The sequence below is a fragment of the Methylomonas sp. HYX-M1 genome (genome assembly GCF_040741385.1).
Classification (GTDB): Bacteria; Pseudomonadota; Gammaproteobacteria; order Methylococcales; family Methylomonadaceae; genus Methylomonas; species Methylomonas rhizoryzae.
In genome coordinates this window covers 2,004,626-2,030,675 of the sequence record NZ_CP160405.1, presented here as the reverse complement: position 1 = coordinate 2,030,675, position 26,050 = coordinate 2,004,626, and the positions used below count along the sequence as shown (strand labels likewise).

Here is a 26,050-nt window from a genome sequence, read left to right as displayed (position 1 = left end):
CGTTTGAGCCAAGATCAGCCGACATTTTGACTAATGGCTGCAAGAGCGGCCGCGGACTATAATCATTGGGTCAATCAAACGCTTGGAATTTCGCCGCCGGAAAATTCATAGTTTGGTTGAGAGAAGCATAATCGGTTTGTTACGACCCATTGCGGTCTATCATTCGATCTGTTTCAATGACAGCTATTTGATCGTTACCAGTCATAGTCGCCTATCGACAATGACACAAAAATAGAACGATTAAGGAACCTCTGAAAAACTGTCGTTTTGAGCGACAGCATTTCTTAAGATGGGTCAAAAACTTCAATAATCGAGCGTATTTTCATCAAAGCAGCCTGTTGCTCTCGCAAACAAGCCCCTTTCCTGGCCTATTTTCAAATTTCCGACGCAATCAGGCAGCGACGTTCATAGCATCGCCGCACAGCACGTTGGCAATCGCGGTCAAAAAGGTTAATCGAGCGGCGTTTTTGGCTAAACCGCGATAGCGATTTTTGGCGTAACCAAACCGGGCTCTAATGTCCCGAAACACGTGCTCGACTTTGGCCCGGCGGCTGGCCAGTTTGCCAGGGCGCATCGCAATGACACAGGCCGGTGGATTTTCGGTCGGCATCTCGGGGTTGGTCCAAGCCTTGATAGCCGGCGCGCCCTGCACGAATTGTTCTTCCGTGCAGCAAATGGCCGGCTTCGGCCACGTCGCTCACGTTCCCGGCGGCGACTTTGAGCGAAGCTCGGATGAGTAAAATGTTTGCATTGCCGGAGAAACGAGCGAATAACCCAAGAAGCTAAGGGCTGTCGCTACTCTCCCAATCAAGCATTGCAAATAATCTTGAACGACAGGTATGCATTTTACTGCGATCATTAAAGTCGAAGGCGCCGAAGTCAGAAAAGGGTCGGGACAAGACGATCATGCCTTGCCCTACCGAACGGTGAATTTTCCGAGCACTGAAATCCAACCAAACCAAACTGGACTTAACATTACATCCCAGTGGCTTTGATTCCAAGCTCAGAATGCAAATAGCCACAAAAAATGGCACATTGCGACGAAGGCAGGCTCAGAGCCGGACAGCGCGGCCCCTAACCTACCCTTGAACCCAGGCGGACGTCAAGCAGGATTGCCATCGGCGTGTGCGTCTGCAGATCGTAAATCCATGTCGTAGCGTCCGGCCCGGATGATGAGGATACGAAATGCTGACTCGGATCATTCGTCCTTTCCGGTTATGCGCAACGGCGCTACCCGGCCGCTGTTGATATAGGCTTGATAGTCGGCAAGTACCATGGCGTGATCGAACGCCAGTTGTTCCGGCAAATTGTCGAAGCTAAACAAACCGAAATTTTTCGCGTCGTCGCCGGCGACCGGCGTGCCGTGCGCTTGCGCCACGTATACGGCGGTAACGCTGTGGTTGCGCGGGTCGCGCTCCGGGTTGGAATAAATCCCCAGCAAGGCGATCAGGGTCACGTCGAGGCCGGTTTCCTCCTTGGCTTCGCGGATTGCGGCACGCTCTACCGTTTCGCCGACGTCGACGAAGCCGCCCGGCACCGCCCAGCCATAGGGAGGGAAGCCACGTTCTATCAACACGAACGGGCGTTGCGGATGATCGACCAATTCGATCAAAATATCGGCGGCAAGCAACGGGGTAACGGGTATAGGCATAATCCTGACTCTGGGTTGGACGGAGGAGTTAAAGATTTTAATCGCTAGACCAACGTTTAACCAGTTAAGCTGAGCTAAGCTATCGCCTCGTTCTGACCGTCAAGGAGTAAAGGTGATGACCATGCTTTACTACAGCCATAGCGATTTTCTGCTGCACGATACCGGCCCCGGCCACCCCGAATGCGCCGAGCGTCTGCGGGCGATAGAGCGTGTCATGCAGCGGCCGCCGTTCAACAGTTTGCGCCGCGCCACTGCCGAGATTCCGGCCGACATCGAAGACAAGCTGGCGTTGATTCATAGCCCGGCGATGATTTCCAGGGTATTGAACGGCATGCCGGGCGAAGGATACACCCACTTCGACGCCGATACGGTCGCTTCGCCCGGCTCCAAACAAGCCGCACTCAGAGCGGTAGCCAGCGTTTGCGATGCAATCGACCGGCTGATGAGCGGCGACGCCGACAAAGCTTTTTGCGCGGTGCGCCCGCCCGGCCACCACGCCATGCCGAATTATCCGATGGGTTTTTGTCTGTTTAACAACGTTGCGATTGCCGCCGAGTACGCCCGCCATCACCATGGCTTACAACGCATCGCCATCGTGGATTTCGACGTACACCATGGCAACGGCAGCCAGGCGGCGTTTTACCAACAACCCCAGGTGATGTACGCTTCCAGCCACCAATGGCCGCATTATCCGGGCAGCGGCCATCCGTCGGAGCACGGCGCGGGCAACATCGTCAACGTGGCTTTGCCCACCGGAACCGACGGTACGGCCTTCAGAGAGAAATACCAAGAGATTATCTTACCGGCGGTGCGAAAATTTCGGCCGCAGTTACTGTTGGTCTCGGCCGGCTTTGACGCCCATAAAGACGATCCTTTGGCTTCATTACGCTTGAACGAAGCCGATTATGCCTGGGTCACGCAACAATTAGTCGAGATAGCCGACAGTTGTTGCGATGGACGCATGCTGTCGGCGTTGGAAGGCGGCTATAACCTCACGGCTTTGCCAGCCAGCGTCGCCGCCCACGTGGCGGCAATGGCCGGGCTTGAATCGGTGGATTGAATAGGTGCTCTGGCCGGGCGGAGCAGAACACACTAGCAAACCGACTCCGCTCATTCGGCTTGCTAGCCCTAAGGTTTAATCAGATTACCACGCGTGCCCACTGTGTTCGGGTGAGCACGCGCTTATGGTGCTGGCGCCTCAATTTTCGGTTATTAACCCCTTACCCAGCTCAAGCGGACAAATGCCGAAATTTGCAGCACAAAAGGTCTCACTTATTTCATGGCCGGTACGGTGTACACGTAATCGGCATCTTTCATCGGCGTATGGCAGGCGAAACACGTCGCGGATTTTTCTTGATCGTGCATCTCCAGGCGGTCGGCAACCCAATGCCCGAAACCCCAACCGCCGGTTTGCGCATATTTTTTACTGTCTTTGACCATGGCTTCCGCCCCAGCGAATTCACCCGGTACCACGGCTTGTGGCCAATTCGGATGGCTGGATTCTTTCCAACCAACCTTGGCTAAAATGGTGCCGTCCGGCCAAGACTTGGTGCTACCGCTGCGCGCAGCCTGGATGGCAATATCGTTGCCTAAAATCACCCGCACCAATTTTTTGTCCAGGCGATGGGAAATACCGATCACCCGCCAGTCTTTGTACGCGCCGAATTCCGGTTGCGGCGGATTGGCCGGGACCGATTCCGCGCCGGCAAACGGTGCGGCACCGAGTGCCGCAATACTCAATAGAACTGCTGCGAACATGCTTGGTTTCATCTAAATCTCCTAAATCCGTATGAGTAGTTGACTGAAGCGCTGGGAATTTTAACCAGATACGCGCAGATCGGCTAACATTAAAACTGCCATTTTCGCTTGACTTGAGCGGAAATCCTGTATCGGGGGATGCTTGTCGCAACCACCCGCCGGTATTTTTAATCGGCGAGTGGCGCGGCTGTAAGGAGATAAAGAAAGGGATTAGCGGTCAAGCGGCGAGTTTTTTACGCGAAGCGCCGGCGGCAACGATCAACATGGCGCCCATCAAAGAAAAAGCGGACGGCAGCGGAACCGGCGATCCACCTGAATTTTCGATAATGTTAACCAGCGTTATCGGACTGATATTGGCATCGAATCCATAAGGACCGATAAAGTTCAGACTTAAACTGGTTAAGTTTAAAAATACCGAGTCGTCCGAAAATTCGTCGAATTTAAACAACTGCTGCCCGCTGCCGTTTACGGAACGCACCCCGGAGCTGGAGCTGCCGTTAGCCACTAATTCCAGATCCAACGACAAGTCGATGTTGTCTATGGCAAAACTAATGGCATTGCCGAACGCCGTTAAGTCAGTCACATCGAATGTCCATTGCACCGAGCCGCTTCCGGCCGACTTGATCGAATTGGATATCAACAACACGCCGTTATCGGCCAACACTGTTTGCCTGCTCAATACGCTGCCATCCGTCGCGTAAACCGTAAAAGTCCGGGTGGCATTGCTTAGATCGGAACCCGCCAATACAGGGGATGTTGCCACTGTAGCCCCTAGGCTATTGCCTTTGTCGCTGACCGATTGCCAATCGGTAAAACCGTCTAGGCTGAAATCGCCAGCGTTAGCGCAATTAGACATAAAAATCGCAAACGCCCATGCGGCGAGAGTCGTTTTTCTTGATTTGCTGAGTGCCATAAAGGTTTCCTGTGAAATGAATGAATTGTCGCGGTTTAAATGGTCGATTGAGACTGACGTCTAGCGGCGAAACCGGCAAAGCCTATTGCTATGAGCAAGGCGATATTCGGTTCCGGAACGGTTGAGCCTGTACGGGTATCGGTGGCGAGCAAACTAAATGCCGCATCCCAGGCATTACTTCCGGAAAATTTGATTTCCAAGCTTTGCACGTTGGAAAACGCTAACGGATTGCTAAAGTCGGCAAAATCGAATGCATAGTGCCCGGCAAGCGTAATCATTTGAACCGCATGAACCGAACCGGCATTGACGATAAACTCGATGCCGATAGGGCCGGCATCTTTCGCGTCCACGTTGAACAACAATGCCGTAGCCATGGACGAGAAATCTATGCTGTCGAATGCATAAAACACCGAAGCGCTGCTGGTGGAGCCGGGGTCGTTGGTGCTGACGACCAAATTACCGCTATCGATGCCAACATAGGTTTCGTATGGCGAATTGGCAGCGGCCGACAAACTTCGTTCCAAATTGCTTAAATCGGTATGTGTCGCGCTTATGTGAACAGGCCCGTCCACGCCGTTGATCACTTCTTGGTAGGTTTGAAAGTCATCGATTAATACGTTGGCGGCCGCCGGTTGAATGGCAAACACCGACAATAAAGCCGGCAGCACTAGAGGTGTTTTCGCTATCTTCACGTGGACTTCCTTTGAAATGAACAATTTGGAGTTTTAGGTTGCTGTTAAGCAGCATTTATGCCACTCTCCTTTTGCATTCCGCATTCAAGGCTTGGAAACTTGAGCCATTTAACTTTCCAACCATAAAACTGACAGCAATGACAGGTATTTAATGTCAAGCCTGACAAACCTGTCGTCATGGCCGGCGGGCATGACGACAGGTCAAAAATCGCCCTGAATGCAACAATCGATTAATCACAGCAAATAACTGCCGTAAAATGACAGGCCGAAAGCCGCCAACCCTTGCCGAAGCGCGGCGGCTCTTACTCAACACCGCTTATTTAACTTCTCATCATTCGCCATGGGTGTCTTAGAAAATTTCGAACAATTCCCGCTAAAAGACTTTACCGAAAAGGCGTACTTGGACTATTCCATGTACGTCATTTTGGACCGCGCCCTGCCCCACATCGGCGACGGCCTCAAACCCGTGCAGCGCCGCATCGTCTATGCAATGTCCGAATTGGGCCTGACCGCGTTAGCCAAATATAAAAAATCCGCCCGCACGGTCGGCGACGTGCTGGGTAAATACCATCCGCACGGCGATTCCGCCTGTTACGAAGCCATGGTGCTGATGGCCCAGGATTTTTCTTACCGCTATCCTTTGATCGACGGTCAGGGCAACTGGGGCTCACCGGACGATCCCAAATCCTTCGCCGCGATGCGTTACACAGAGTCTCGCCTGACCGCATACGCGCAAACCTTGTTGAGCGAACTGGGACAAGGCACGGTCGACTGGGCGGATAATTTCGACGGTACCTTGCAAGAACCGGCGCTGTTGCCGGCCCGTCTGCCGAATGTGCTATTGAACGGCACCATGGGGATCGCAGTCGGCATGGCCACCGACATTCCTCCCCACAATTTACGCGAAGTCGCCAACGCCTGCTTGCAGCTACTGGACGATCCCGGTACGCCGATGGAGATTTTGCTGCAACACGTCAAAGGTCCGGACTATCCGACCGACGCTGAAATCGTTACCTCGGCCGCCGACCTGCAAAAGCTGTATCTTTGCGGCAACGGCTCGGTAAAAATGCGCGCCAAATTCGAATGGGAAGACGGCAACATCGTCATCACCGCCCTGCCTCACCAAGTTTCCGGCGCCAAGCTGCTGGAGCAAATCGCCGCCCAAATGTTGGCTAAAAAGCTGCCGATGATCGAGGATTTGCGCGACGAATCCGATCACGAGAATCCGACCCGGCTGTTGATCATCCCCAAAACCAAGCGCATCGATGTCGAAGCCGTGATGTCGCACCTATTTGCAACCACCGATTTGGAAAAAAATTACCGGGTCAATCTGAACATGATCGGCCTGAACGGCAAACCGCAAGTCAAAAACCTCAAACAGATATTGAGCGAATGGCTGAGTTTTCGGACCGAAACCGTACGCCGCCGTTTGCAACACCGCCTCGACAAAGTCTTGGCGCGCCTGCATATCCTGGCGGGCTTGTTGATCGCTTATCTGAACATCGACGAGGTCATCGCCATTATCCGCCACGAAGAACAGCCGAAACCGGTGTTGATGGCGCGCTTTGAATTGACCGACCTGCAAGCCGAAGCAATCTTGGAATTGAAATTGCGTCACTTGGCGAAGCTGGAAGAAATAAAAATCCGCGGCGAACAGGACGAACTGGAACAAGAACGTTTGCAGTTGGAAGCGACTTTGGGCTCGGAACATCTATTGAACCGGCTGATCCGCAGCGAAATCAAGCGGGACGCGGAAAAATTCGGCGATGCGCGCCGCTCACCCATCGTTGAACGCGACGCAGCACAGGCCTTGGACGCCAGCGAATTGATAGCCAACGAACCGGTGACCGTCATCTTGTCGCAAAAAGGCTGGATACGCGCGGCCAAAGGTTACGACATCGAGGTCGAAAGCCTGAGTTACCGAGCCGGCGACGGCTATTTGTCCTCGGCCAAAGGCCGCACCACGCAAGCGGCTTACCTGCTCGACTCGACCGGCCGGGTCTACACCATCAGCACCCACGACCTCCCTTCCGCGCGCAGCCAAGGCGAACCGTTGACCGGGCGGCTCAATCCGCCGGCCGGCGCGTTGTTTACCGATGTGTTCAGCGGTCAGCCGGACGATTGGGTTTTGCTGTGCAGCAGCGCCGGTTACGGTTTCCGCGTGCAATTGAAGGAGTTATTCAGCAAGAACAAAGCCGGAAAGGCGGTTTTGAGCTTATCCGACAAGTCCGGTGTAATAAGCCCGGCGGCGATTGCGAGCGAACACGAGCTGCTCGCCGTCGCCAGCTTGCAAGGCAGATTATTGATTTTTCCGGCGCAAGATTTGCCGGAATTGGCAAAGGGCAAAGGCAACAAGCTGATCCAAATTCCGCCAGCCGATTTGGCGGCCGGCAAAGATGCGCTGGTCGCGGTGTGTGCGTTCAAAACCGGCGGCGAACTGAAAATCGTCTCCGGTAAACGCCACCTGACCTTGAAACCCCAGGACATTGCCCAATACACAGGTCATAGAGCCAATCGCGGCAATTTACTGCCCAGAGGCTTTCAAAAAGTCGACGCCCTGTACACAACCAGCGAATGAGCCCCTCTAGCAACGTGTAGCTCATGCCGGAATCGCCCACCCTAACTGCCGGAATTCACTACGAAAACGCCGCAAATGGCAGCTTAATCGTGCATTTGAGCGGTTACTGGCAAACCGGCAGCGCTATTCCGGATATACACACTCATGTCGCCGAGTTAACTCGGCGACAACCTCGCGCGCTCAAGATTAAAGTCACCGTCACGACTTGGGACAGCCGTCTGCCCTGTTTTCTGTTCAAACTGCTGGAATTCACCGGTCGAAAAGGTATAGACACCGAGCTGGACGAATTGCCGGATAGCCTGCGGGCCTTGTTGCAACTCGCCCTGACGGTGCCGGAACGTAGCGACGCGCAACGCGTATCGCTACCCGAATCGACACCGGCTAAAATCGGCCGCTTCGTTGTGGACTTTGCCAACCATACCGCCGAATTCGTGCAATTCATTGGCGAATTGATGCTGGCTGCAGCTGCCGCATTCGGCGGAAAAGCCCGTTTCCGTTGGCTGGACGTACTGATCGCCATTCAAGATGCCGGGCCCGGCGCCTTGCCTATCGTCGGTTTGATCAGTTTATTGGTCGGCTTGATCTTGGCGTTCGTCGGCGCGGTGCAGCTGGCCTTGTTCGGCGCGCAAATTTATATCGCCGACTTGGTGGCGTTAGGCACCGTTAGGGAAATGGGTACGCTGATGACCGCAGTGATCATGTCCGGCAGAACCGGGGCCGCCTATGCCGCGCAATTGGGCATGATGAAGGTCAATAGCGAAATCGACGCCTTACGGACCATGGGCCTTTCCCCTATCGAATTTCTGATCTTTCCTCGCATGCTGGGTTTGATACTGATGATGCCGCTGTTATGCCTGTATGCGGACTTAATGGGCATCATAGGCGGCGCTATCGTCAGCTTGGCGATATTCGACATTGCTCCGGCTCAGTACTATTACGAAATCCGCAAAGCGGTGCAATTGGACGATTTGGCGATAGGCTTATTCAAAGGCTTGGTATTCGCCGCGTTGATCGCGAGCGCGGGCTGTATGCGCGGCATGCGCTGCGAAAACAGCGCCGCCGGCGTCGGCGATGCGGCGACCGCCGCGGTGGTCGACAGCATCATCTACATCGTCGTGGCCGACTCTGTCATCACCCTGCTGTGCAATCAATTGGGTATCTAGCCGTCCAACCATGACCTATCCCCACATCAGCGTCTCCAATCTGACCATGGCCTACGGCGATTACATCGTGCAGCGCGATTTGAACTTTACAATAGCGCGCGGCGAAATCTTCATCGTCATGGGCGGCAGCGGTTGCGGTAAAAGCACGTTGCTGATGCATATGATCGGTTTGAAAACGCCGCGGCAAGGCGACGTGTTCTACGAGCAACAAAGCCTTTGGCAAGCCAACGCGGAACAACGCAACCGCATCATGCGCCGTATCGGCGTGTTATACCAAGGCGGCGCCTTATTCAGTTCCATGACGCTAGCGGAAAACGTCGCCTTGCCGTTGAACGAATTTACCGAATTGAGTAAATCCGAAATCGCCGACATGGTTTCGTACAAATTGGCTTTGGTCGGCTTGGCCGGCTTCGAAACTTATTATCCGGCCGAATTGAGCGGCGGCATGCAAAAACGCGCCGGCTTAGCCAGAGCCATGGCTTTGGACCCTGAAATTTTGTTTTTCGACGAACCTTCATCAGGCCTGGACCCTATCAGCGCCCGTTTGTTGGATGATTTGATTGTGAGCTTGCGCGACGCTTTAGGGACCACGGTAGTCGTCATCAGCCACGAATTACCGAGCATATTCGCAATCGGCACCAACTCGGTGCTGTTGGATGCGGAGGCAAAAACCATGTTGGCCCAAGGACCGCCCAAACAAATCCTCGAACACGCCCAAGACCCGCGTATCATACGCTTTTTGACGCGCGGTACCGGCATAGCGCAGTCCGCCCCAGCCAAAACCGATACATGAGTAAATCCATCAGTCCCACTGCGATCGGCGGTTTCACCATCGGCGCCGTGCTGCTGTTAATCAGCGGCCTGTTTTTGTTCGGCGGCGAAAGTCTGTTCAGCCCGGAAAAACAACGTTACGTGGTGTTTTTCGAATCTTCTCTGAACGGCCTGGAAATAGGCGCGCCGGTTAAAATGCAAGGAGTAAAAGTCGGCCAAGTCACGGATATTGCCTTGCAATTCGATAAAAAGCGCGACAAATTATTCAAGCCTGTGGTCATCGAAATAGAACCCGAGCGGATCAGCGGCTCCGGCGCATCGCCTCTACCCGTCGCCGAAAACGAAGACGACAGAAAAGCGCAACTCGACAAATTGGTCGCTCTGGGTTTTCGCGCCCGTTTGGAGCTGCAAAGCTTTTTGACCGGCTTGCTGTATGTCGATCTGGACGTCTATCCCAACAAACCGGCCCTGTATGCCGGGCTCAATTACCAGGATTTGATGGAAATTCCCGGCATCCCGACTACTGCCGACGAATTGCGCAATACGGCCGAAGAAGTAGTGGAAAAACTCAAGGAGTTGCCGCTGGATCAAATCGTGCGCGACTTCGCCGAAAGCCTGCACGAAATCCGCAGCTTGTTGGCTTCGGAAGACTTGAAGAAAACCCAAGTCTCGCTGGCCAATACCTTGCAACAAGTGGAAACCACCTTGGCCATTCTCAATCGAAATCTGGAACCCTTGCTGCGCGACAGCCACGCCACCATCGTCAATTCGGAACATTTGGTTAAAGATACCCAGGCAGTAATTGCGCAGTTGCATGCCGGCTTGCCGCAAATTTTGCTCAGCGCCGACAAAACTCTGTCGGCCGCCGCCGCTACATTGAACCAAGCCGAAAGCTCCTTGCAGAGCATGGGAAATGCGGTCGGTCCCGATTCGTCGCTGAACGCCACGCTGAACGCGCTAAAACAGGCTGCCAAGGCGATTCGTGATTTAAGCGACTATGTGCAGCAGCACCCCGAAGCACTGTTGACAGGAAAGGACGACTAGCCACCATGAAACCAATACCTCTGCCGCGCTGTTTTCCGATATTGTTACTCGCCTTATGGGGCTGCGCCTCGACTCCGGCCGCTAATTTTTTTTTGCTGGAACCGCTGCCGATGCCGCATCAACGAGAGGCGGCCGGCTTTTTGCTCGTGACGCTGGAACTCGGGCCGATCAAAATTCCGGCGTATTTGGACCGAGCGCAACTGGTTTATGCAACCGCTGACAACCGCTACCGCTTAGATGAATTCAACCGCTGGGCCGAGCCTTTGGACGACAACATCGGCCGGGTTCTGACTATCGACTTGCAAAACGCGTTAGGCGCCAAGGTTCTGCCGCCGCATTCGCCGCTGGCCGACCAAACTACTTATAAAATCGCGCTAAACGTGCTGCAATTTCACAGGGATGGGCTGAACCAGGCAATCCTGAACGCCGATTGGCTGATCAGCCAACAGGGCAAGCAGTTAGTGCAAACACCATTTAATTGCGCGCAACTCGTTCGCGGCGATACGGCCGCAGATCAAGTCGCCGCCTTGAATACCTGCTTGAACCAATTGAGCGGCAAACTCGCGGATAATGTAAAGTCACTGCTACGCCGATAACCCTACCGACCACCGTCGGCCTCACTTGCCATGCGCATAATTTCCCTGAATTTAAACGGTATCCGTTCGGCCGCCAACAAAGGTTTGTACACATGGTTGACCATGCAAAACGCCGATTTCGTTTGTCTGCAGGAGCTCAAAGCTCAAGCGGCTGACCTGACGGCGCACATGCAAAATCCCGACAATTACCACGGTTACTTTCATTATGCCGCCAAGAAAGGTTACAGCGGGGTCGGCCTATACAGCCGCTTACCGGCGGATTGCATCATCGAAGGCCTGGGCTACCCGGACATTGATGCGGAAGGCCGTTATTTGGAAGCCCGCTTCGGTAATCTGTCGGTGATTTCCTTGTATCTGCCCTCCGGTTCCAGCGGCGAGGAACGACAAGCCGTGAAGTTCAGCGTCATGGCCCGCTTTTTCCGGCATCTGCAACAGCTGAGAAACTCCGGGCGGCAAATCGTGATCTGCGGTGACTGGAATATTGCCCACAAAGAACAAGACTTGAAAAATTGGCGGGGCAATCGGAAAAACTCCGGTTTCCTGCCGGAAGAACGCGAATGGTTCGGCAAGGTGTTAAGCGAATTGGAATGGGTGGACGTTTATCGCCGGCTGCACCCGGATGCAACCGAGGCTTGCTACACTTGGTGGAGCAATCGCGGCCAAGCCTGGACGAAGAATGTCGGTTGGCGTATCGACTATCACATTTCGACGCCGGAACTTGCCCGCTCGGCTACAGCCGTCAGTATTTATAAAGCACAACGCTTTAGCGATCATGCCCCGCTTACCGTCGACTACCAGTGGACTATCGACCGCTGACGGCCTGTTTCCTGTGATCACACCAAAAACACACTCAAAGCATGGTTAACGAAATGTTACACTGGCGCACCAGACGAGGATTCCAACTAAATTTAAAACTCAGGGGGTTTTATGAAAGGTAATGATCAAGTTATCGCTCATCTCAACGACTTGCTCGCCGGCGAACTGACCGCCATCGACCAATATTTCGTGCATTCGCGCATGTATGAAAACTGGGGTTATCACAAACTATCCGAGCGCATCGCTCACGAAGTTCAAGACGAAACCAACCACGCCGACGCACTGATCAAACGCATTCTGTTCTTGGAAGGGACGCCGGATTTGACCAAGCGCGATCCATTGCAAGTAGGCCGTGACGTCGAAGAAATGTTGAAAAACGACCTGAACGTCGAATTGTCCGTCGTGCAGCATCTGCGTAAGGTCATGGCATATTGCGAATCCGTGCAAGATTACGTCACCCGGGAAATTCTTCGCGCCATGTTGGACGATACCGAACACGACCATGCCCATTGGTTGGAACAGCAGTTAAACCTGATAAGCCATATCGGCTTGCAAAACTATCTGCAATCGCAAATGTAACACCGCAGCAAGCGAACCGGGGCCTGTCAGCACCATCGCCGTAAAGTTAAGCCGTTTGTAGCAAATGCAGGGTTGAATGTATTCGACCCGATGCCGCCAACAATGCGAATCAATGCGCACCTACCCTTTTTAACTTAAACGCATTGATGTTAGCGTCCCGGTCCTCGTCTTCGCGACACTCGGTCGCTTGGCCTTCGCTCCGCTTGATTTCCGGAGATCGCTTATCCCCATGCCGCAAAATACCGTGTTACCCATACCCGCCGATCTGCCCGCTACCCTACGCGAACATGCCGAGCCGCTTTACGCCAAGTTGGCCGCTACCCTGTCCGCAGCCGATCTTGACATATGCCGAGACGAAAGAATCAAACAATCGGCGCCGAAAGTATGCTTATGCAGTCAGTTCGTATTGGAAAATTGGCTGAAAGAACCTGCAATAATCAAGGATTTAGTTGAAAGCGGCGACCTATTCTCGCCCGTACGACGCCAAAGCTATGCCTCGACCACGGCACAATTTGAAGTTGACTCCGAAGCCGCGCTAGCTAAACGCCTAAGACAGTTTAGGCGGCGAGAGATGCTGCGCATCGCCTGGCGGGATTTAGCCGGCTGGGCGGACCTGGACGAAACGCTGGCCGATTTAAGCGAGCTAGCCGATTGTTGCATCCGCTCGGGGTTGGATTTTTGTTACGCGCAAGCTTGTCAGCGTTGGGGCACGCCTATCAGCCGCGCCGGCCATCCTCTCAATATCGTCGTTCTGGGCATGGGGAAACTCGGTGCCGCCGAACTGAATTTCTCGTCCGACATCGATTTGATTTTCGGGTTTGCCGAAGACGGCCTGTTAACCGAGAGAAAAGAAATCAGTTACGGCGAGTTTTTTACCAGAATCTGCCGCTCCTTGATCAAATTGCTGGATGAAACCACCGTAGACGGCTTTGTATTCCGAACCGATGTGCGCTTGCGTCCGTTTGGAGACAGCGGCCCATTGCTGATGGATTTCGACGGCATGGAAAAATACTATCTGTCCCAAGCACGAGAGTGGGAACGTTACGCCATGATCAAGGCGCGTCAGGTAGCGGGCGACTTCGTCACCGGCCAACAACTGGCCGGCATCATCAAACCCTTCGTGTATCGCCGTTATTTGGACTACGGTGCGTTCGAAGAACTGCGTGCGCTCAAATTTCAAATCACCCAAGAACTCAAACGTAAAGACCGTTTGGATAACGTCAAACTCGGCCCCGGCGGCATCCGTGAAATCGAGTTCATAGGCCAAGCCTTCCAACTGATACGCGGCGGGCGGGAACCCCGTTTGCAGCAACGTGAAATTCAGGCGGTATTAAAATCCTTGGCCGAGCTACAGCTGATGACACACAACGATGTGTCGTTATTGACAGAAGCCTATCGTTTTTTGCGTCAGGTCGAAAATCATATCCAAGCGTTCCAAGACAAACAAACCCACGATCTGCCCAAGCAAGAAGCCTATCAAATGATACTGGCTTATTCGTTGGGTTATAACGATTGGCCTAGCTTCAAGGCGCGATTGGATAGTGTTCGGCAAGGCGTGCACGGCATTTTCGAGCAGGTATTTTCTTTATCCGAACAAGATCGTCAGCACCAATCGTCCAAAGTAATCTGGAGCGGCGTAGATCCGGTACGCTGCTTGGCCTTACTGGGAGAATGCGGCTATATCGATGCAGAGGACACCTTTAAAGCCCTACAAGACTTCAAAACCTCAAGCGCGGTCAAAAAGTTGACCAACAAAGGCGCCAACTTTCTTGATCGCTTGATGCCTTTGGCTCTCGAAACCATTGCCAACATCGAAACGCGCGAAGTCACGCTTAAACGGGTATTGGCGTTGTTTTCCGCGGTTTCCGGCCGTAGCGTGTATTTAGCCTTGCTTGCGGAAAACCCGGACGCGCTAAACCAACTGGTACGCTTGGCGTCCGCCAGCTCTTGGATCTGCGATTACCTGGGTAAGTATCCGATTTTATTCGACGAATTACTGGATCCTGCGGCGCTTTATCAGCCGTTAAACAAAGCGGCTCTAGCGCAAGACCTGCAACGCGAGCTGGATAAGTTGGAGAGCCGCGACAGCGAAGCCTTGATGATTGCTCTTCGCCAGTTCAAGCACATCAACGTTCTGCGCGTCGCTGCAGCGGACGTCATGAGCGTCATTCCTGTGATGGTGGTTAGCGACTATTTGACATGGATCGCAGAGGTCGTATTAGATCAAGTCGTGATGCGTGCTTGGTCAATGTCAATTGACAAATACGGCTGCCCGCCCGGCGCATCCGCGCAACAAATCAGCGGATTCGGCGTCATCGGTTTCGGTAAATTAGGGGGAATCGAATTAGGCTATGCCTCCGATTTGGATTTGGTGTTCTTGTATCGATGCCAAGACGATTTGGCGATGACGGACGGCCCCAAATCGATCAGCTGTGCGCAGTTTTACATCCAGCTCGGTCAAAAGATTCGGCATATTTTGGACACCAAAATGCTATCCGGAATACTTTATGAATGCGACCTTCGCTTGCGTCCGAACGGCGATTCCGGGCTGTTGGTCACCCATATTGACCATTACGAGGACTATCTGCGCAATCAAGCCTGGACTTGGGAACATCAAGCGCTGGTTAGAGCGCGATTTATTAGCGGCGATGTCAACATGCAAGAAGAGTACCAAAGCATCCGGGCCCGCATTTTGGCCTTACCTAGAGACACCCGACAGCTGAAACAGCAAGTAGCGGAAATGCGGGAAAAAATGCGCACTCACCTCGCCGATGAATCCGCAGACGCGTTTGACTTAAAGCAGAGTAAAGGCGGCATGGCAGACATTGAGTTTTTGGTCCAATTCGGGGTACTGGCTAGAGCACAACATAACGCAAAGTTAACAATTTATACCGACAACATCAGAATTCTGGAGTCACTGACTCAAGACGGCTTCTTGAACTCGGACGACGCACATGCCCTAAAAGAAGCATACAAAGCCTACCGAAATTTCGCCCACCATCAAATTTTACAAGGCGAACGCGCTGTGGCCAGCCCGCAAGAATTCGATAAGCTGCGCGGCAAAGTCGATGCGATTTGGGAACACATCATGCTGAACCGAACAACATAGGCCTGATCTAGCCCCGCACGTTGCACTCTGCCGTTTGTCGCCTAAACTCACCTGTGCTGCAACTGGCAAAGCCGCTAGCTTTATTTAGTAAAAGTAAATGCCTGAAAGCATCACAGTTTGCCTTCATTGTTCTTGATATGCCTTACTCACAAGGCTAGCTTAGTCCGTCGACACGAATTTTAAGGAAGTCATGTCTATCATCGAAATTGCAATCTCGCTCTTAGCAGTCGTATTTGCCGGAAGTATCGGTTTTTGGTTGGGTCGCAGTAGCGCAGAAAACCAATACAAACAGAGTACCGAAACCGATAACAAATCTTCGCAAACGGACGTGCTCGACACCGTAAAGCACTATTTACGGAGCGTAAACGCGTTCGCAGAAGACATTATCCCCACATGGTCACAGCATATCGAGAACTCCAGACTACAGATGGAACAGGCAGTCGGAGACTTAACCACTCAATTCGCAGTCATTACCCGCAACCTCGATAACGTTTTAAAATCTTCCGGCAGCACCTTTTCCGAACGTCACGAAGATATTTTTCTATCCAGCAATAGCCGTCTGGAAGAAGTGGTCAACTCACAAGAACTCTCGCTAAAACAAAACACACTGGTTCTGGAGCGTATACGCTCGCTGGCCGGCTTTATAGACGAGCTAAAAAACATGGCCAAAGAAGTGGCAAGGATTGCCGACCAAACCAATCTGATTGCATTAAATGCCGCAATCGAAGCCGCACGAGCCGGAGAAGCGGGAAGAGGATTCGCCGTGGTAGCCGACGAAGTAAGAAAGTTATCCAACCAATCCGGGGAAACCGGGAAAATGATAGGCTCGAAAGTCGACCAAATTAATAATGCGATGAATGCCGCGCTCAGTGCGGTGGAAAAAAGTGCTGAAAACGAGATCAACTCCATCGAATCCGCAAGAAGCAACATACAATCGGTACTTGGAGATCTGCGCTCGATTTTCGAAAACTTGCAAAATGATTCAAGTCATTTAGGTGTATCGGCCCAAAAAATAAAACAAGAAATCGATCAATCTCTGATTCAGTTCCAGTTTCAAGATCGCATAGGACAAATTCTGTCCCATGTCCGCGATAGCATTAACGAATTTCCGCATCACGTAAACGCTAGCCACAGCACGGAACTTGAAAAACTGAAACCCCTGAATATTAACGCCATGCTGAACGCTTTAAGAAGCAGCTACACGATGGAAAGCGAACATCATGCGCACGGGGGCACGAATTCTTCTTCCACCACCAATGACGAAATTACATTTTTCTAGGATTTTCAAATTATGTCGAAAACTATTTTGATCGTTGACGATTCGGCGTCAGTCAGGCAGGTCGTAAAAATCGCTCTTACCGGAGCCGGTTACGATGTTATCGAAGGCGTGGATGGCAAAGACGCCTTGTCGAAATTAACCGGCCAGAAAGTACATCTGATCATTTCGGACGTGAACATGCCTAATATGGATGGCATTACCTTTGTTAAAGAAGTTAAGAAGCTAGCGGCCTATAAATTCACTCCTATCATCATGTTAACCACCGAATCTCAAGAAACTAAGAAACAGGAAGGTCAAGCAGCCGGCGCTAAAGCTTGGGTGGTAAAACCCTTTCAGCCGGCGCAAATGTTAGCGGCCGTATCTAAACTTATTTTGCCTTAGCGAATTTAAGAGTTGCAGCCATTTACAGACTGCCCTGAAATCGCTATTTCTTCAATATTGTCAATTTCGATTACATACCATGCAAACTCTGACTTTAGAAGATGAACTAACGATTTTTACTGCAGCAGAGCTGAAACCGCAGCTTTTAAATTTTCTTAATTCGGAAAATGAATTGGAAATCGATTTGTCCAAGATCGTAGAAATGGATACTGCCGGGCTGCAACTTTTGATTTTGATTAAGCGTGAAGCGAATAAAGCAAGTAAAAAACTTCATTTCATTTTTCACAGTAAAACTGTATTGGAAATACTAGAACTAACCAATTTAACCGCTTCATTCGGCGATCAAGTAGTGTTAGCTCGCAACGAGGGGTAGCCGTATGAGTATCGATGACGAAATGCGGGAAGCATTAATCACTTTCACTGTAGAAAGCCTGGAATTATTGCAAGAAATGGAGGACGGTCTACTCAGCCTAGAAGACGGGTCCGATGCCGGCGAGCGAATCAACGCCATATTTCGAGCTGCACACACCATAAAAGGCTCATCCGGTTTATTTGGTCTTGACCATATAGTAGCGTTTACCCATGTCGTAGAAAGCGTACTCGATGCCTTACGCGACGGCACTATATCAGTCAGTTCGGAATTAATCGCCGCTCTGCTCCCCTGCTGCGATTACATCACCTTGCTTATCCGGGCAGTTGCGGATGGTCAAATGGAAACCGATCCGGACATGATCGCCACGGGTCAAGAATTGATAACAGGCTTACAAGTATTTTTGACGCAACCGGCTACAAGCAACAAACCCATTACTGTAAGCGAACCCCAAAGCCAAGTTGTAAGTCTGGGAAGCGGCGACTTTGAAAACGGCAATTGGCACCTATCCATCCGCTTTGGCGTCGACTCGTTGAGGGACGGCATGGATCCCTTGTCGTTTATTCGCTATCTAGGCACCTTGGGCTCTATCAGGCAAATTTCTACCCTTAGCGAAAGCCTGCCTGACGCGGAAAAAATGGACCCTGAATCCTGCTACCTGGGATTTGAAATCAATTTGCAAAGTAATGCCGGCAAAGAAGAAATAGAAAACGTTTTTGAATTCGTCAGAGACACCAGCATTATCCGCATCCTGCCGATGGATAGCAAAATTGAAGATTTCATAGCCTTGATCAAGGAGTTACCGGAAGACGATGCGTTTCTTGGCGAATTATTAGTCAAAAGCGGGGCACTGACTCACCGCGAACTTCAAGAAGCCTTAAACCAGCAAGTTAGCGAAAACAGAATTCCGGAAAATGACGCGCTTTCGGTAAAACCCAAACAGCCTATCGGCGAAATTTTGGTTGAACAACACGCCGTACAACAACCCATAGTCAATGCGGCACTGGACAAACAAAAACAAATTAAGGATAACAAAGCCAAAGAAAATCAAAGTATTCGAGTAGATGCCGAACGCTTAGATGTATTGATCGATCTAATTGGAGAGCTCGTTATAGCCGGTGCCGGGGTCAATTTGCTAGCCTTGGAAACAAGGGAAGCGCGCCTGCATGAAGCTACCGGTGAAATGATGCGTCTTGTTGAGGAAGTACGCGATAGTGCTCTCCAACTGCGCATGGTACCAATCGGAACCACATTCAGCCGATTCCATAGAGTGGTTAGGGATGTTAGTAAAGAGCTAGGGAAAGATATCGAATTGCTAATCAACGGCGCCGATACGGAGGTCGACAAATCCGTTGTAGAAAAAATCGGCGACCCGCTCATGCATTTGGTGCGCAACTCCATGGATCACGGCATCGAAACAGCTGAAGTAAGAAGAGAGCGCGGCAAGCCTCCACGCGGCAGATTGGGCTTAAATGCTTACCATGCGTCAGGCAGTATCGTAATCGAGGTTATGGACGACGGTGGCGGTCTAAACCGTGATCGCATACTAGCTAAAGCCATAGAACGCGAGCTTATTGCCCCCAATGCAGTTTTGAGCGATCAAGAGGTATATGCCTTAATTTTTGAACCCGGCTTTTCAACCGCACAACAAATATCGAATTTGTCCGGCCGCGGGGTCGGCATGGATGTGGTTAAACGTAACGTTACCGCTTTGCGCGGGCGTATCGAGGTTGAAAGTCAATTAGGGCTGGGTACCACAATGCGAATCCACCTACCTTTGACGCTAGCCATCATCGATGGATTTATGGTAGGAGTCGGTTCGTCTACTTTCGTCATTCCTCTCGACAGAATTCTTGAGTGCGTTGCTCTGCCGGAAGATACCGAAGACCGCGAATATGTAGATTTAAGAGGTGAAGTACTGCCGCTAATCAAACTGCGTCAATTGTTCGAAATTGAGGGAGAAACCCCTAAACGGGAAAATATCGTAGTTGTAGAGTATGCGGGCAATAAGGCCGGGTTAATCGTAGACCAATTATTAGGGGAGTTCCAAACTGTCATTAAACCGCTTAGCAAGCTTTTCACGCATATTAAAGGCGTGGCAGGCTCCACTATATTGGGAAGCGGTAAAGTTGCACTGATTTTAGATGTGGCTACGCTATTGGATTTTGTCTCCGTAAAAGCGCAAGCAGCAATTAGTTCCAAAAATATTTAACTCTGTGCTCATTATTTAGCAAATTGCGGCTTAACGCTCCTTTTGTACATCATGTAGTTGAGAAATGACGGTACGAGAGGCGAAAATGTGAAACACATTCAATAACAAGTTTACTATTCATCCTTGGAGGATGTTTTATGGGCATACTCAATATTTTTGAAAAAAGCAAATCGACCATAGCTGCCGACTTATTCCATGAATTTCTGGATAACAGTAGCAACGGAGTTATTTTTTTTGATGGCAATTTAATAGCAACTCATGCCAGCAAAGCAGCAATAGAACTGTATAAAAAGTTCAAAGCATCGTTCGATGCGGATATTCCAAATTTTGACATTTCCTCAATCGCCGGCACCTCGTTGAAAAACTTTTCCCTAATACCGCTAACAGTCCTCGAAGATCTGCGCAATCGGAAAAGCTGGGCAAAAATACTCGACTTAGGCCCGGATAAGTTTCACTTTACGCTTACTCCTTTTGTCCGCGATACCGGTGAGTTTACCGGCGCGATGTTGGAGTTTTGGTGGGCTACCGAGTATCAAAAAATGGAAGTTGAAACGGCTAGATATGCTTCTATTGTTAAAGAAATGACCGTACCTGTCATGACTTGCGATGTAGATCGCAACATAACTTATGCCAATCCCGCGGTTATTGATTTACTCAAACGCCACAAAACAACTTTGGAACAGATATTTCCCAGGTTCGATCCGAATAATCTTATCGGACAAAATATAGATCAATACCACAAAGATCCGAACAAACAAAAAGACATCTTTGCTGATGTCAATAAAATGCCTTATAAAACCACTATATCAGTACTCGATATGTCGTTCGCGCTGACTGCATTTCCACTAAAAAATAATAAAGGAAAAGTTACCGGATATGCAGTGGAATGGTTTGACGTAACCGATGAGGAAAAAGCCATTAAAAAAGTGGAAAGTATAACGCAAGATATTATTAACGGTCTTCTAAAGAATAGAATTGATATAAGCGGCATTGAAGGATATATGCAACACTTGTCTACCAGCATCAATCAAATGTTGGACGCAATCATATCGCCTTTAAACGTAGCCGCCGACTATGTCGACCGCATCGCCAAGGGTGCCATTCCGCCGAAAATTACCGACAGCTATAACGGCGATTTCAATGTCATCAAAAATAACCTCAATACCTGTATAGACGCGGTTAACGCCTTGGTGGCCGATGCCGTGATGCTGTCTCAAGCAGCAGTCGAAGGCAAACTCTCGACCCGTGCCGACGCCAGCAACCATCAAGGCGACTATAGAAAAATCGTCGAAGGCGTGAACGACACCCTGAACGCCGTCATCGGCCCGTTGAACGTAGCCGCCGATTATGTCGACCGCATCGCCAAAGGCGCCATTCCGCCGAAAATTACTGACAGCTATAATGGCGATTTCAATGTCATCAAAAATAACCTCAATACCTGTATAGACGCGGTTAACGCCTTGGTGGCCGATGCCGTGATGCTGTCTCAAGCAGCAGTCGAAGGCAAACTCTCGACCCGTGCCGACGCCGGCAACCATCAAGGCGACTACAGAAAAATCGTCGAAGGCGTGAACGACACCCTGAACGCCGTCATCGGCCCGTTGAACGTAGCCGCCGATTATGTCGACCGCATCGCCAAGGGTGCCATTCCGCCGAAAATTACCGACAGCTATAACGGCGATTTCAATACCATCAAAAATAATCTGAATAACTGTATCGAGGCAATTAGTAATATGGTGGCCGAAGCAGCCGCCTTGGAACAAGCAGCCATAGAAGGACGTTTGTCCACCCGCGCTGATGCGCAACAGTATCAAGGCGATTACCGCAAAATCGTTCAGGGCGTAAACAACACCTTAGACGCCGTCATCGGCCCGTTGAACGTAGCCGCCGACTATGTCGACCGCATCGCCAAAGGCGCCATTCCGCCGAAAATTACCGACAGCTATAACGGCGATTTCAATGTCATCAAAAACAACCTCAATACCTGTATAGACGCGGTTAACGCCTTGGTGGCCGATGCCGTGATGCTGTCTCAAGCAGCAGTCGAAGGCAAACTCTCGACCCGTGCCGACGCCGGCAACCATCAAGGCGACTACAGAAAAATCGTCGAAGGCGTGAACGACACCCTGAACGCCGTCATCGGCCCGTTGAACGTAGCCGCCGATTATGTCGACCGCATCGCCAAGGGTGCCATTCCGCCGAAAATTACCGACAGCTATAACGGCGATTTCAATACCATCAAAAATAATCTGAATAACTGTATCGAGGCAATTAGTAATATGGTGGCCGAAGCAGCCGCCTTGGAACAAGCAGCCATAGAAGGACGTTTGTCCACCCGCGCTGATGCGCAACAGTATCAAGGCGATTACCGCAAAATCGTTCAGGGCGTAAACAACACCTTAGACGCCGTCATCGGCCCGTTGAACGTAGCCGCCGACTATGTCGACCGCATCGCCAAAGGCGCCATTCCGCCGAAAATTACCGACAGCTATAACGGCGATTTCAATGTCATCAAAAACAACCTCAATACCTGTATAGACGCGGTTAACGCCTTGGTGGCCGATGCCGTGATGCTGTCTCAAGCAGCAGTCGAAGGCAAACTCTCGACCCGTGCCGACGCCGGCAACCATCAAGGCGACTACAGAAAAATCGTCGAAGGCGTGAACGACACCCTGAACGCCGTCATCGGCCCGTTGAACGTAGCCGCCGACTATGTCGACCGCATCGCCAAGGGTGCCATTCCGCCGAAAATTACCGACAGCTATAACGGCGATTTCAATACCATCAAAAATAATCTGAATAACTGTATCGAGGCAATTAGTAATATGGTGGCCGAAGCAGCCGCCTTGGAACAAGCAGCCATAGAAGGACGTTTGTCCACCCGCGCTGATGCGCAACAGTATCAAGGCGATTACCGCAAAATCGTTCAGGGCGTAAACAACACCTTAGACGCCGTCATCGGCCCGTTGAACGTAGCCGCCGATTATGTCGACCGCATCGCCAAAGGCGCCATTCCGCCGAAAATTACCGACAGCTATAACGGCGATTTCAATGTCATCAAAAACAACCTCAATACCTGTATAGACGCGGTTAACGCCTTGGTGGCCGATGCCAATATGCTCTCTCAGGCTGCTGTGGAAGGTCGCTTACAAACCAGGGCTGACGCCAGCAAACATTCCGGTGACTATCAAAAAATCGTTCAAGGGGTAAACGACACCTTAGACGGCGTTATTCTTCCTTTGAATGAAGCGGTTGACGTTATTATGGGATTGGAACAAGGCGATTTAACTCGAACAATTGATGGAAATTACAAAGGGAATTTAGGAGAGTTTAAAGAGACTGTTAACAATACAATATCAAAGCTTTCTAAAACCATTTCTGAAGTTATAAACGCCGCAGGTCAACTAGGCAATGCTGCCGAACAAATCAGTGCGACCTCGCAATCGCTTTCTCAATCATCCAGCGAGCAAGCCGCCAGTGTCGAGGAAACCAGTGCAAGCGTCGAACAAATGGCCGCCAGCATCAGCCAAAACGCTGAAAACGCAAAAATTACCGATGGAATGGCCGGAAAAGCGGCTAAAGAAGCCAATGAAGGTGGTGTCGCGGTAAAACAGACGGTTGCTGCGATGAAAGATATTGCGGCAAAAATTGGAATCATCGACGATATTGCCTATCAAACCAATATGTTAGCACTTAACGCAGCTATCGAAGCCGCACGTGCGGGCGATCATGGGAAAGGTTTTGCTGTAGTAGCTGCAGAAGTCAGAAAACTAGCAGAGCGCAGTCAGGTTGCAGCACAAGAGATTAGCGAATTAGCTGAAAACAGTGTCAAAACTGCGGAGATAGCGGGTAAATTACTTGATGAAATCGTCCCCAGTATTGCAAAAACATCAGATTTAGTTCAAGAAATCGCTGCCGCATCGCAAGAACAATCAGCTGGAGTCAACCAAGTTAACACTGCGATGAATCAAATGAACCAGATAACGCAACAGAATGCATCCGCTAGCGAAGAACTTGCCGCAACAGCCGAACAAATGACCAGCCAAACGGAACAATTGCAAGGTTTGATGAGTTTTTTCAAAATTGGGAATGGGCAGGGAAATAACTTATCAATTCGTCCACCTCAAAAATCGATACGTGGTGTCGAAAACTTTAAAACGCCAGCATCGGCGAGCCGTCAATTTTCTGAAAAAAATTATGATGGAGAATTTGACCTCAAAAAGTTTGAACGATTTTAAGGAGATTACAAATGTCTGCAATCACCACAACGACAGGTAATCAATTACCCATGCATTCCGAACCGCGTGCTACCGCTGTCGGCCAATATTTAACCTTTGTTCTTGGCGGAGAAATATACGCTTTAGGTATTTTAAATATTAAAGAAATTATCGACTACGGTAATATTACAGAAGTACCCATGATGCCTAGCTTCATTCGAGGAGTCATTAATTTAAGGGGTAGCGTGGTACCCGTTATTGACTTAAAAGCACGTTTTGGAAAGGGCAATACCAACATAGTAAAACGAACAGGTATAGTCATTGTTGAAACAACTAACGCTGCGGATGATAACGCACAACAAGATATCGGTATCATCGTCGATGCCGTCAATGAAGTAGTCGAAATACCTCAACAAGAAATCGAACCACCGCCTAGCTTCGGCACCGGAATTAGACCCGATTTTATAAGCGGAATGGCGAAACGTGACGGGCGTTTCGTCATATTGTTAAATGTTAATCGAGTTCTCTCAATTGATGAGATGGCAAATCTTAGTAAAACGATAATTGACGATACGATGCATGGTGACGTCTAATTCTCATAGCCATCAAAATTTTAATAGCGTAAACCTAAGACAAGATGAATTTCTTTGGGTAAAAGACTATTTATATAAACATGCTGGGATTGTACTCAACGATAGCAAACAAGCATTAGTCTCCGGTAGACTCGACAAGCGTATTCGATATTATGGATTTGATAATTACTCTGATTATTTCCGCTCGCTTGGAAAGCCGGGGTTTGAAAACGAAAGTTTTATGATGATAGATCTATTAACTACCAATGAAACCTATTTTTTTAGAGAACCAAAACATTTCGAATTCTTAAAGTCTGTTTTTTTCCCCACACGCAGTTCCGGCCAACCGCTTCGGCTATGGAGTGCAGCGAGTTCAAGCGGAGAAGAAGCTTATACATTGGCCATGCTAGTTTCCGAGCATTGCCCTTATTCAAACTGGGAAATCATAGGAACAGATATTTCAACAAGAATTATCGAAAAAGCTCGGCGGGCACTTTATCCAATATGTGCCGCAGAAAAAATCCCACTACCCTTTTTAAAAAAATACTGCCTTAAAGGAAGCGCCGAATTCGATGGCTTTTTTTTGATTGAAGAAAGCCTGTGTAAACATGTCAAGTTTTTATATGCAAATTTGATAGATAAGCTTCCTGACCTTGGTTTGTTTGACGTCATTTTTTTAAGAAACGTCATGATCTATTTTGACGTACCAACCAAACAAAACCTAGTCGACCGTATTCAAAATCATTTGATTCCCGGAGGATATTTTATTGTCAGCCACTCCGAATCTCTGAGCGGCATGAAAACTAATTTACAGCAAATTGCGCCGTCGATTTATCAAAAGCCTGCATGAATACTCAATTCCGAAAGCCGGAATCTTACATCGATATCTTCTTGCAACCTGGAGAATTTTATTTCGGAGACCGGGAAACGAGAATTCGAACATTATTAGGCTCATGTGTAGCCATCACCATGTGGCATCCCCGCTTACAAATTGGCGGCATGTGTCATTATCTGCTACCGCTGCGGTCTTTAGTCAAAGATTCCAGCGATTTAGATGGACGCTATGCAAGCGATGCCATCATGCTGTTCCTGCAAGAACTAGACAAGTCAAGTACCTGGCCGCACGATTACGAGGTAAAAATATTCGGAGGTGGCGACCAATTCCCATCCCACCAAAGACATCCCACACTCAGTGTGCCTGACAAAAATATTACCGCCGGACAAAGCTTGCTAAGGCAGCATGGATTCACTATTAAAGTCGCTCACCTGGGCGGTACCGGCCATCGAAACGTAATTTTCGATGTTTGGAGTGGATACGTTTGGCTCCAACATGTTGCTATGCACTAGGA

21 protein-coding genes and 2 pseudogenes are annotated in these 26,050 nt (G+C 50.3%); 18 read left to right on the top strand and 5 right to left on the bottom strand.

The window, feature by feature from the left end; translation table 11 throughout:
* Positions 1 to 391 precede the first annotated feature (391 nt).
* A pseudogene (locus AB0A83_RS09315) lies at positions 392 to 556 on the bottom strand (transposase); the annotation flags it as partial.
* A 642-nt stretch (positions 557 to 1,198) separates the two neighbouring features.
* Positions 1,199 to 1,651 carry an NUDIX hydrolase gene (locus tag AB0A83_RS09310; RefSeq protein ID WP_150048030.1) on the bottom strand — a complete coding sequence of 151 codons (453 nt, stop codon included), beginning with the start codon at positions 1,649 to 1,651 and terminating at the stop codon, positions 1,199 to 1,201.
* 115 nt (positions 1,652 to 1,766) lie between these two features.
* Between AB0A83_RS09310 and AB0A83_RS09305 the strand changes: the two genes are divergently transcribed.
* Entirely contained in the window at positions 1,767 to 2,711 is a 945-nt protein-coding gene (locus AB0A83_RS09305) for a histone deacetylase family protein (protein WP_367156159.1), read from the top strand.
* A 212-nt stretch (positions 2,712 to 2,923) separates the two neighbouring features.
* Here AB0A83_RS09305 and AB0A83_RS09300 read toward each other — a convergent pair whose 3' ends face one another.
* The 3 genes from AB0A83_RS09300 to AB0A83_RS09290 all read right to left on the bottom strand — a co-directional run bounded on the left by AB0A83_RS09300 (position 2,924) and on the right by AB0A83_RS09290 (position 5,014).
* Positions 2,924 to 3,421: a cytochrome P460 family protein gene (locus AB0A83_RS09300; protein ID WP_367156069.1), complete on the bottom strand. Its 498-nt coding sequence runs from the start codon at positions 3,419 to 3,421 to the stop codon at positions 2,924 to 2,926.
* Between the two features lie 205 nt (positions 3,422 to 3,626).
* Positions 3,627 to 4,265, bottom strand: a complete 639-nt coding sequence (locus AB0A83_RS09295) for a hypothetical protein (protein ID WP_150048027.1) — start codon at positions 4,263 to 4,265, stop codon at positions 3,627 to 3,629.
* Between the two features lie 92 nt (positions 4,266 to 4,357).
* Positions 4,358 to 5,014: a PEP-CTERM sorting domain-containing protein gene (locus tag AB0A83_RS09290; protein ID WP_150048026.1), complete on the bottom strand. Its 657-nt coding sequence runs from the start codon at positions 5,012 to 5,014 to the stop codon at positions 4,358 to 4,360.
* Positions 5,015 to 5,354: 340 nt separating this feature from the next.
* On the opposite strand from AB0A83_RS09290, the gene parC reads away from it, so the two are divergent.
* The 17 genes and pseudogenes from parC (at position 5,355) to AB0A83_RS09205 (ending at position 26,048) form a co-directional block, all read left to right on the top strand.
* Positions 5,355 to 7,592: a DNA topoisomerase IV subunit A gene (parC, locus tag AB0A83_RS09285; protein ID WP_367156068.1), complete on the top strand. Its 2,238-nt coding sequence runs from the start codon at positions 5,355 to 5,357 to the stop codon at positions 7,590 to 7,592.
* Positions 7,593 to 7,615: 23 nt separating this feature from the next.
* Positions 7,616 to 8,755, top strand: coding sequence for an MlaE family ABC transporter permease (locus AB0A83_RS09280; protein WP_367156067.1), 1,140 nt, complete (start codon positions 7,616 to 7,618; stop codon positions 8,753 to 8,755).
* Positions 8,756 to 8,765: 10 nt separating this feature from the next.
* A complete protein-coding gene (locus tag AB0A83_RS09275; RefSeq protein ID WP_367156066.1) occupies positions 8,766 to 9,548 on the top strand; it encodes an ABC transporter ATP-binding protein in 783 nt (260 codons plus the stop codon).
* Complete coding sequence (locus AB0A83_RS09270) at positions 9,545 to 10,570, top strand: MlaD family protein (protein ID WP_150048022.1); 1,026 nt, start codon at positions 9,545 to 9,547, stop codon at positions 10,568 to 10,570. The genes AB0A83_RS09275 and AB0A83_RS09270 overlap by 4 nt, the downstream gene beginning before the upstream one ends.
* 5 nt (positions 10,571 to 10,575) lie before the next feature.
* Positions 10,576 to 11,166, top strand: coding sequence for a membrane integrity-associated transporter subunit PqiC (locus tag AB0A83_RS09265; protein ID WP_367156065.1), 591 nt, complete (start codon positions 10,576 to 10,578; stop codon positions 11,164 to 11,166).
* 30 nt (positions 11,167 to 11,196) lie between these two features.
* Positions 11,197 to 11,982, top strand: coding sequence for an exodeoxyribonuclease III (locus AB0A83_RS09260; protein WP_150048020.1), 786 nt, complete (start codon positions 11,197 to 11,199; stop codon positions 11,980 to 11,982).
* A 111-nt stretch (positions 11,983 to 12,093) separates the two neighbouring features.
* Positions 12,094 to 12,561: a bacterioferritin gene (bfr, locus tag AB0A83_RS09255; protein WP_150048019.1), complete on the top strand. Its 468-nt coding sequence runs from the start codon at positions 12,094 to 12,096 to the stop codon at positions 12,559 to 12,561.
* A 229-nt stretch (positions 12,562 to 12,790) separates the two neighbouring features.
* Entirely contained in the window at positions 12,791 to 15,670 is a 2,880-nt protein-coding gene (gene glnE, locus AB0A83_RS09250; protein WP_367156064.1) for a bifunctional [glutamate--ammonia ligase]-adenylyl-L-tyrosine phosphorylase/[glutamate--ammonia-ligase] adenylyltransferase, read from the top strand.
* Positions 15,671 to 15,860: 190 nt separating this feature from the next.
* Complete coding sequence (locus tag AB0A83_RS09245; protein WP_150048017.1) at positions 15,861 to 16,949, top strand: methyl-accepting chemotaxis protein; 1,089 nt, start codon at positions 15,861 to 15,863, stop codon at positions 16,947 to 16,949.
* A 12-nt stretch (positions 16,950 to 16,961) separates the two neighbouring features.
* Positions 16,962 to 17,330 carry a response regulator gene (locus AB0A83_RS09240; protein WP_150048016.1) on the top strand — a complete coding sequence of 123 codons (369 nt, stop codon included), beginning with the start codon at positions 16,962 to 16,964 and terminating at the stop codon, positions 17,328 to 17,330.
* 79 nt (positions 17,331 to 17,409) lie between these two features.
* Positions 17,410 to 17,703: a lipid asymmetry maintenance protein MlaB gene (locus AB0A83_RS09235; RefSeq protein WP_150048015.1), complete on the top strand. Its 294-nt coding sequence runs from the start codon at positions 17,410 to 17,412 to the stop codon at positions 17,701 to 17,703.
* 4 nt (positions 17,704 to 17,707) lie between these two features.
* Positions 17,708 to 19,912: a chemotaxis protein CheA gene (locus AB0A83_RS09230; RefSeq protein WP_150048014.1), complete on the top strand. Its 2,205-nt coding sequence runs from the start codon at positions 17,708 to 17,710 to the stop codon at positions 19,910 to 19,912.
* Between the two features lie 137 nt (positions 19,913 to 20,049).
* Positions 20,050 to 20,610, top strand: a pseudogene (locus AB0A83_RS09225) (PAS domain-containing protein); the annotation flags it as partial.
* Between the two features lie 303 nt (positions 20,611 to 20,913).
* Positions 20,914 to 24,150 carry a methyl-accepting chemotaxis protein gene (locus AB0A83_RS09220; RefSeq protein WP_367156157.1) on the top strand — a complete coding sequence of 1,079 codons (3,237 nt, stop codon included), beginning with the start codon at positions 20,914 to 20,916 and terminating at the stop codon, positions 24,148 to 24,150.
* 11 nt (positions 24,151 to 24,161) lie between these two features.
* Positions 24,162 to 24,722: a chemotaxis protein CheW gene (locus AB0A83_RS09215; protein ID WP_150048013.1), complete on the top strand. Its 561-nt coding sequence runs from the start codon at positions 24,162 to 24,164 to the stop codon at positions 24,720 to 24,722.
* Positions 24,709 to 25,551 (top strand): protein-glutamate O-methyltransferase CheR, encoded by an 843-nt coding sequence (locus tag AB0A83_RS09210; RefSeq protein WP_150048012.1) that lies wholly within the window; start codon positions 24,709 to 24,711, stop codon positions 25,549 to 25,551. Before AB0A83_RS09215 ends, AB0A83_RS09210 begins: the two co-directional genes overlap by 14 nt.
* Entirely contained in the window at positions 25,548 to 26,048 is a 501-nt protein-coding gene (locus tag AB0A83_RS09205) for a chemotaxis protein CheD (protein ID WP_150048011.1), read from the top strand. Before AB0A83_RS09210 ends, AB0A83_RS09205 begins: the two co-directional genes overlap by 4 nt.
* Positions 26,049 to 26,050: the final 2 nt, after the last annotated feature.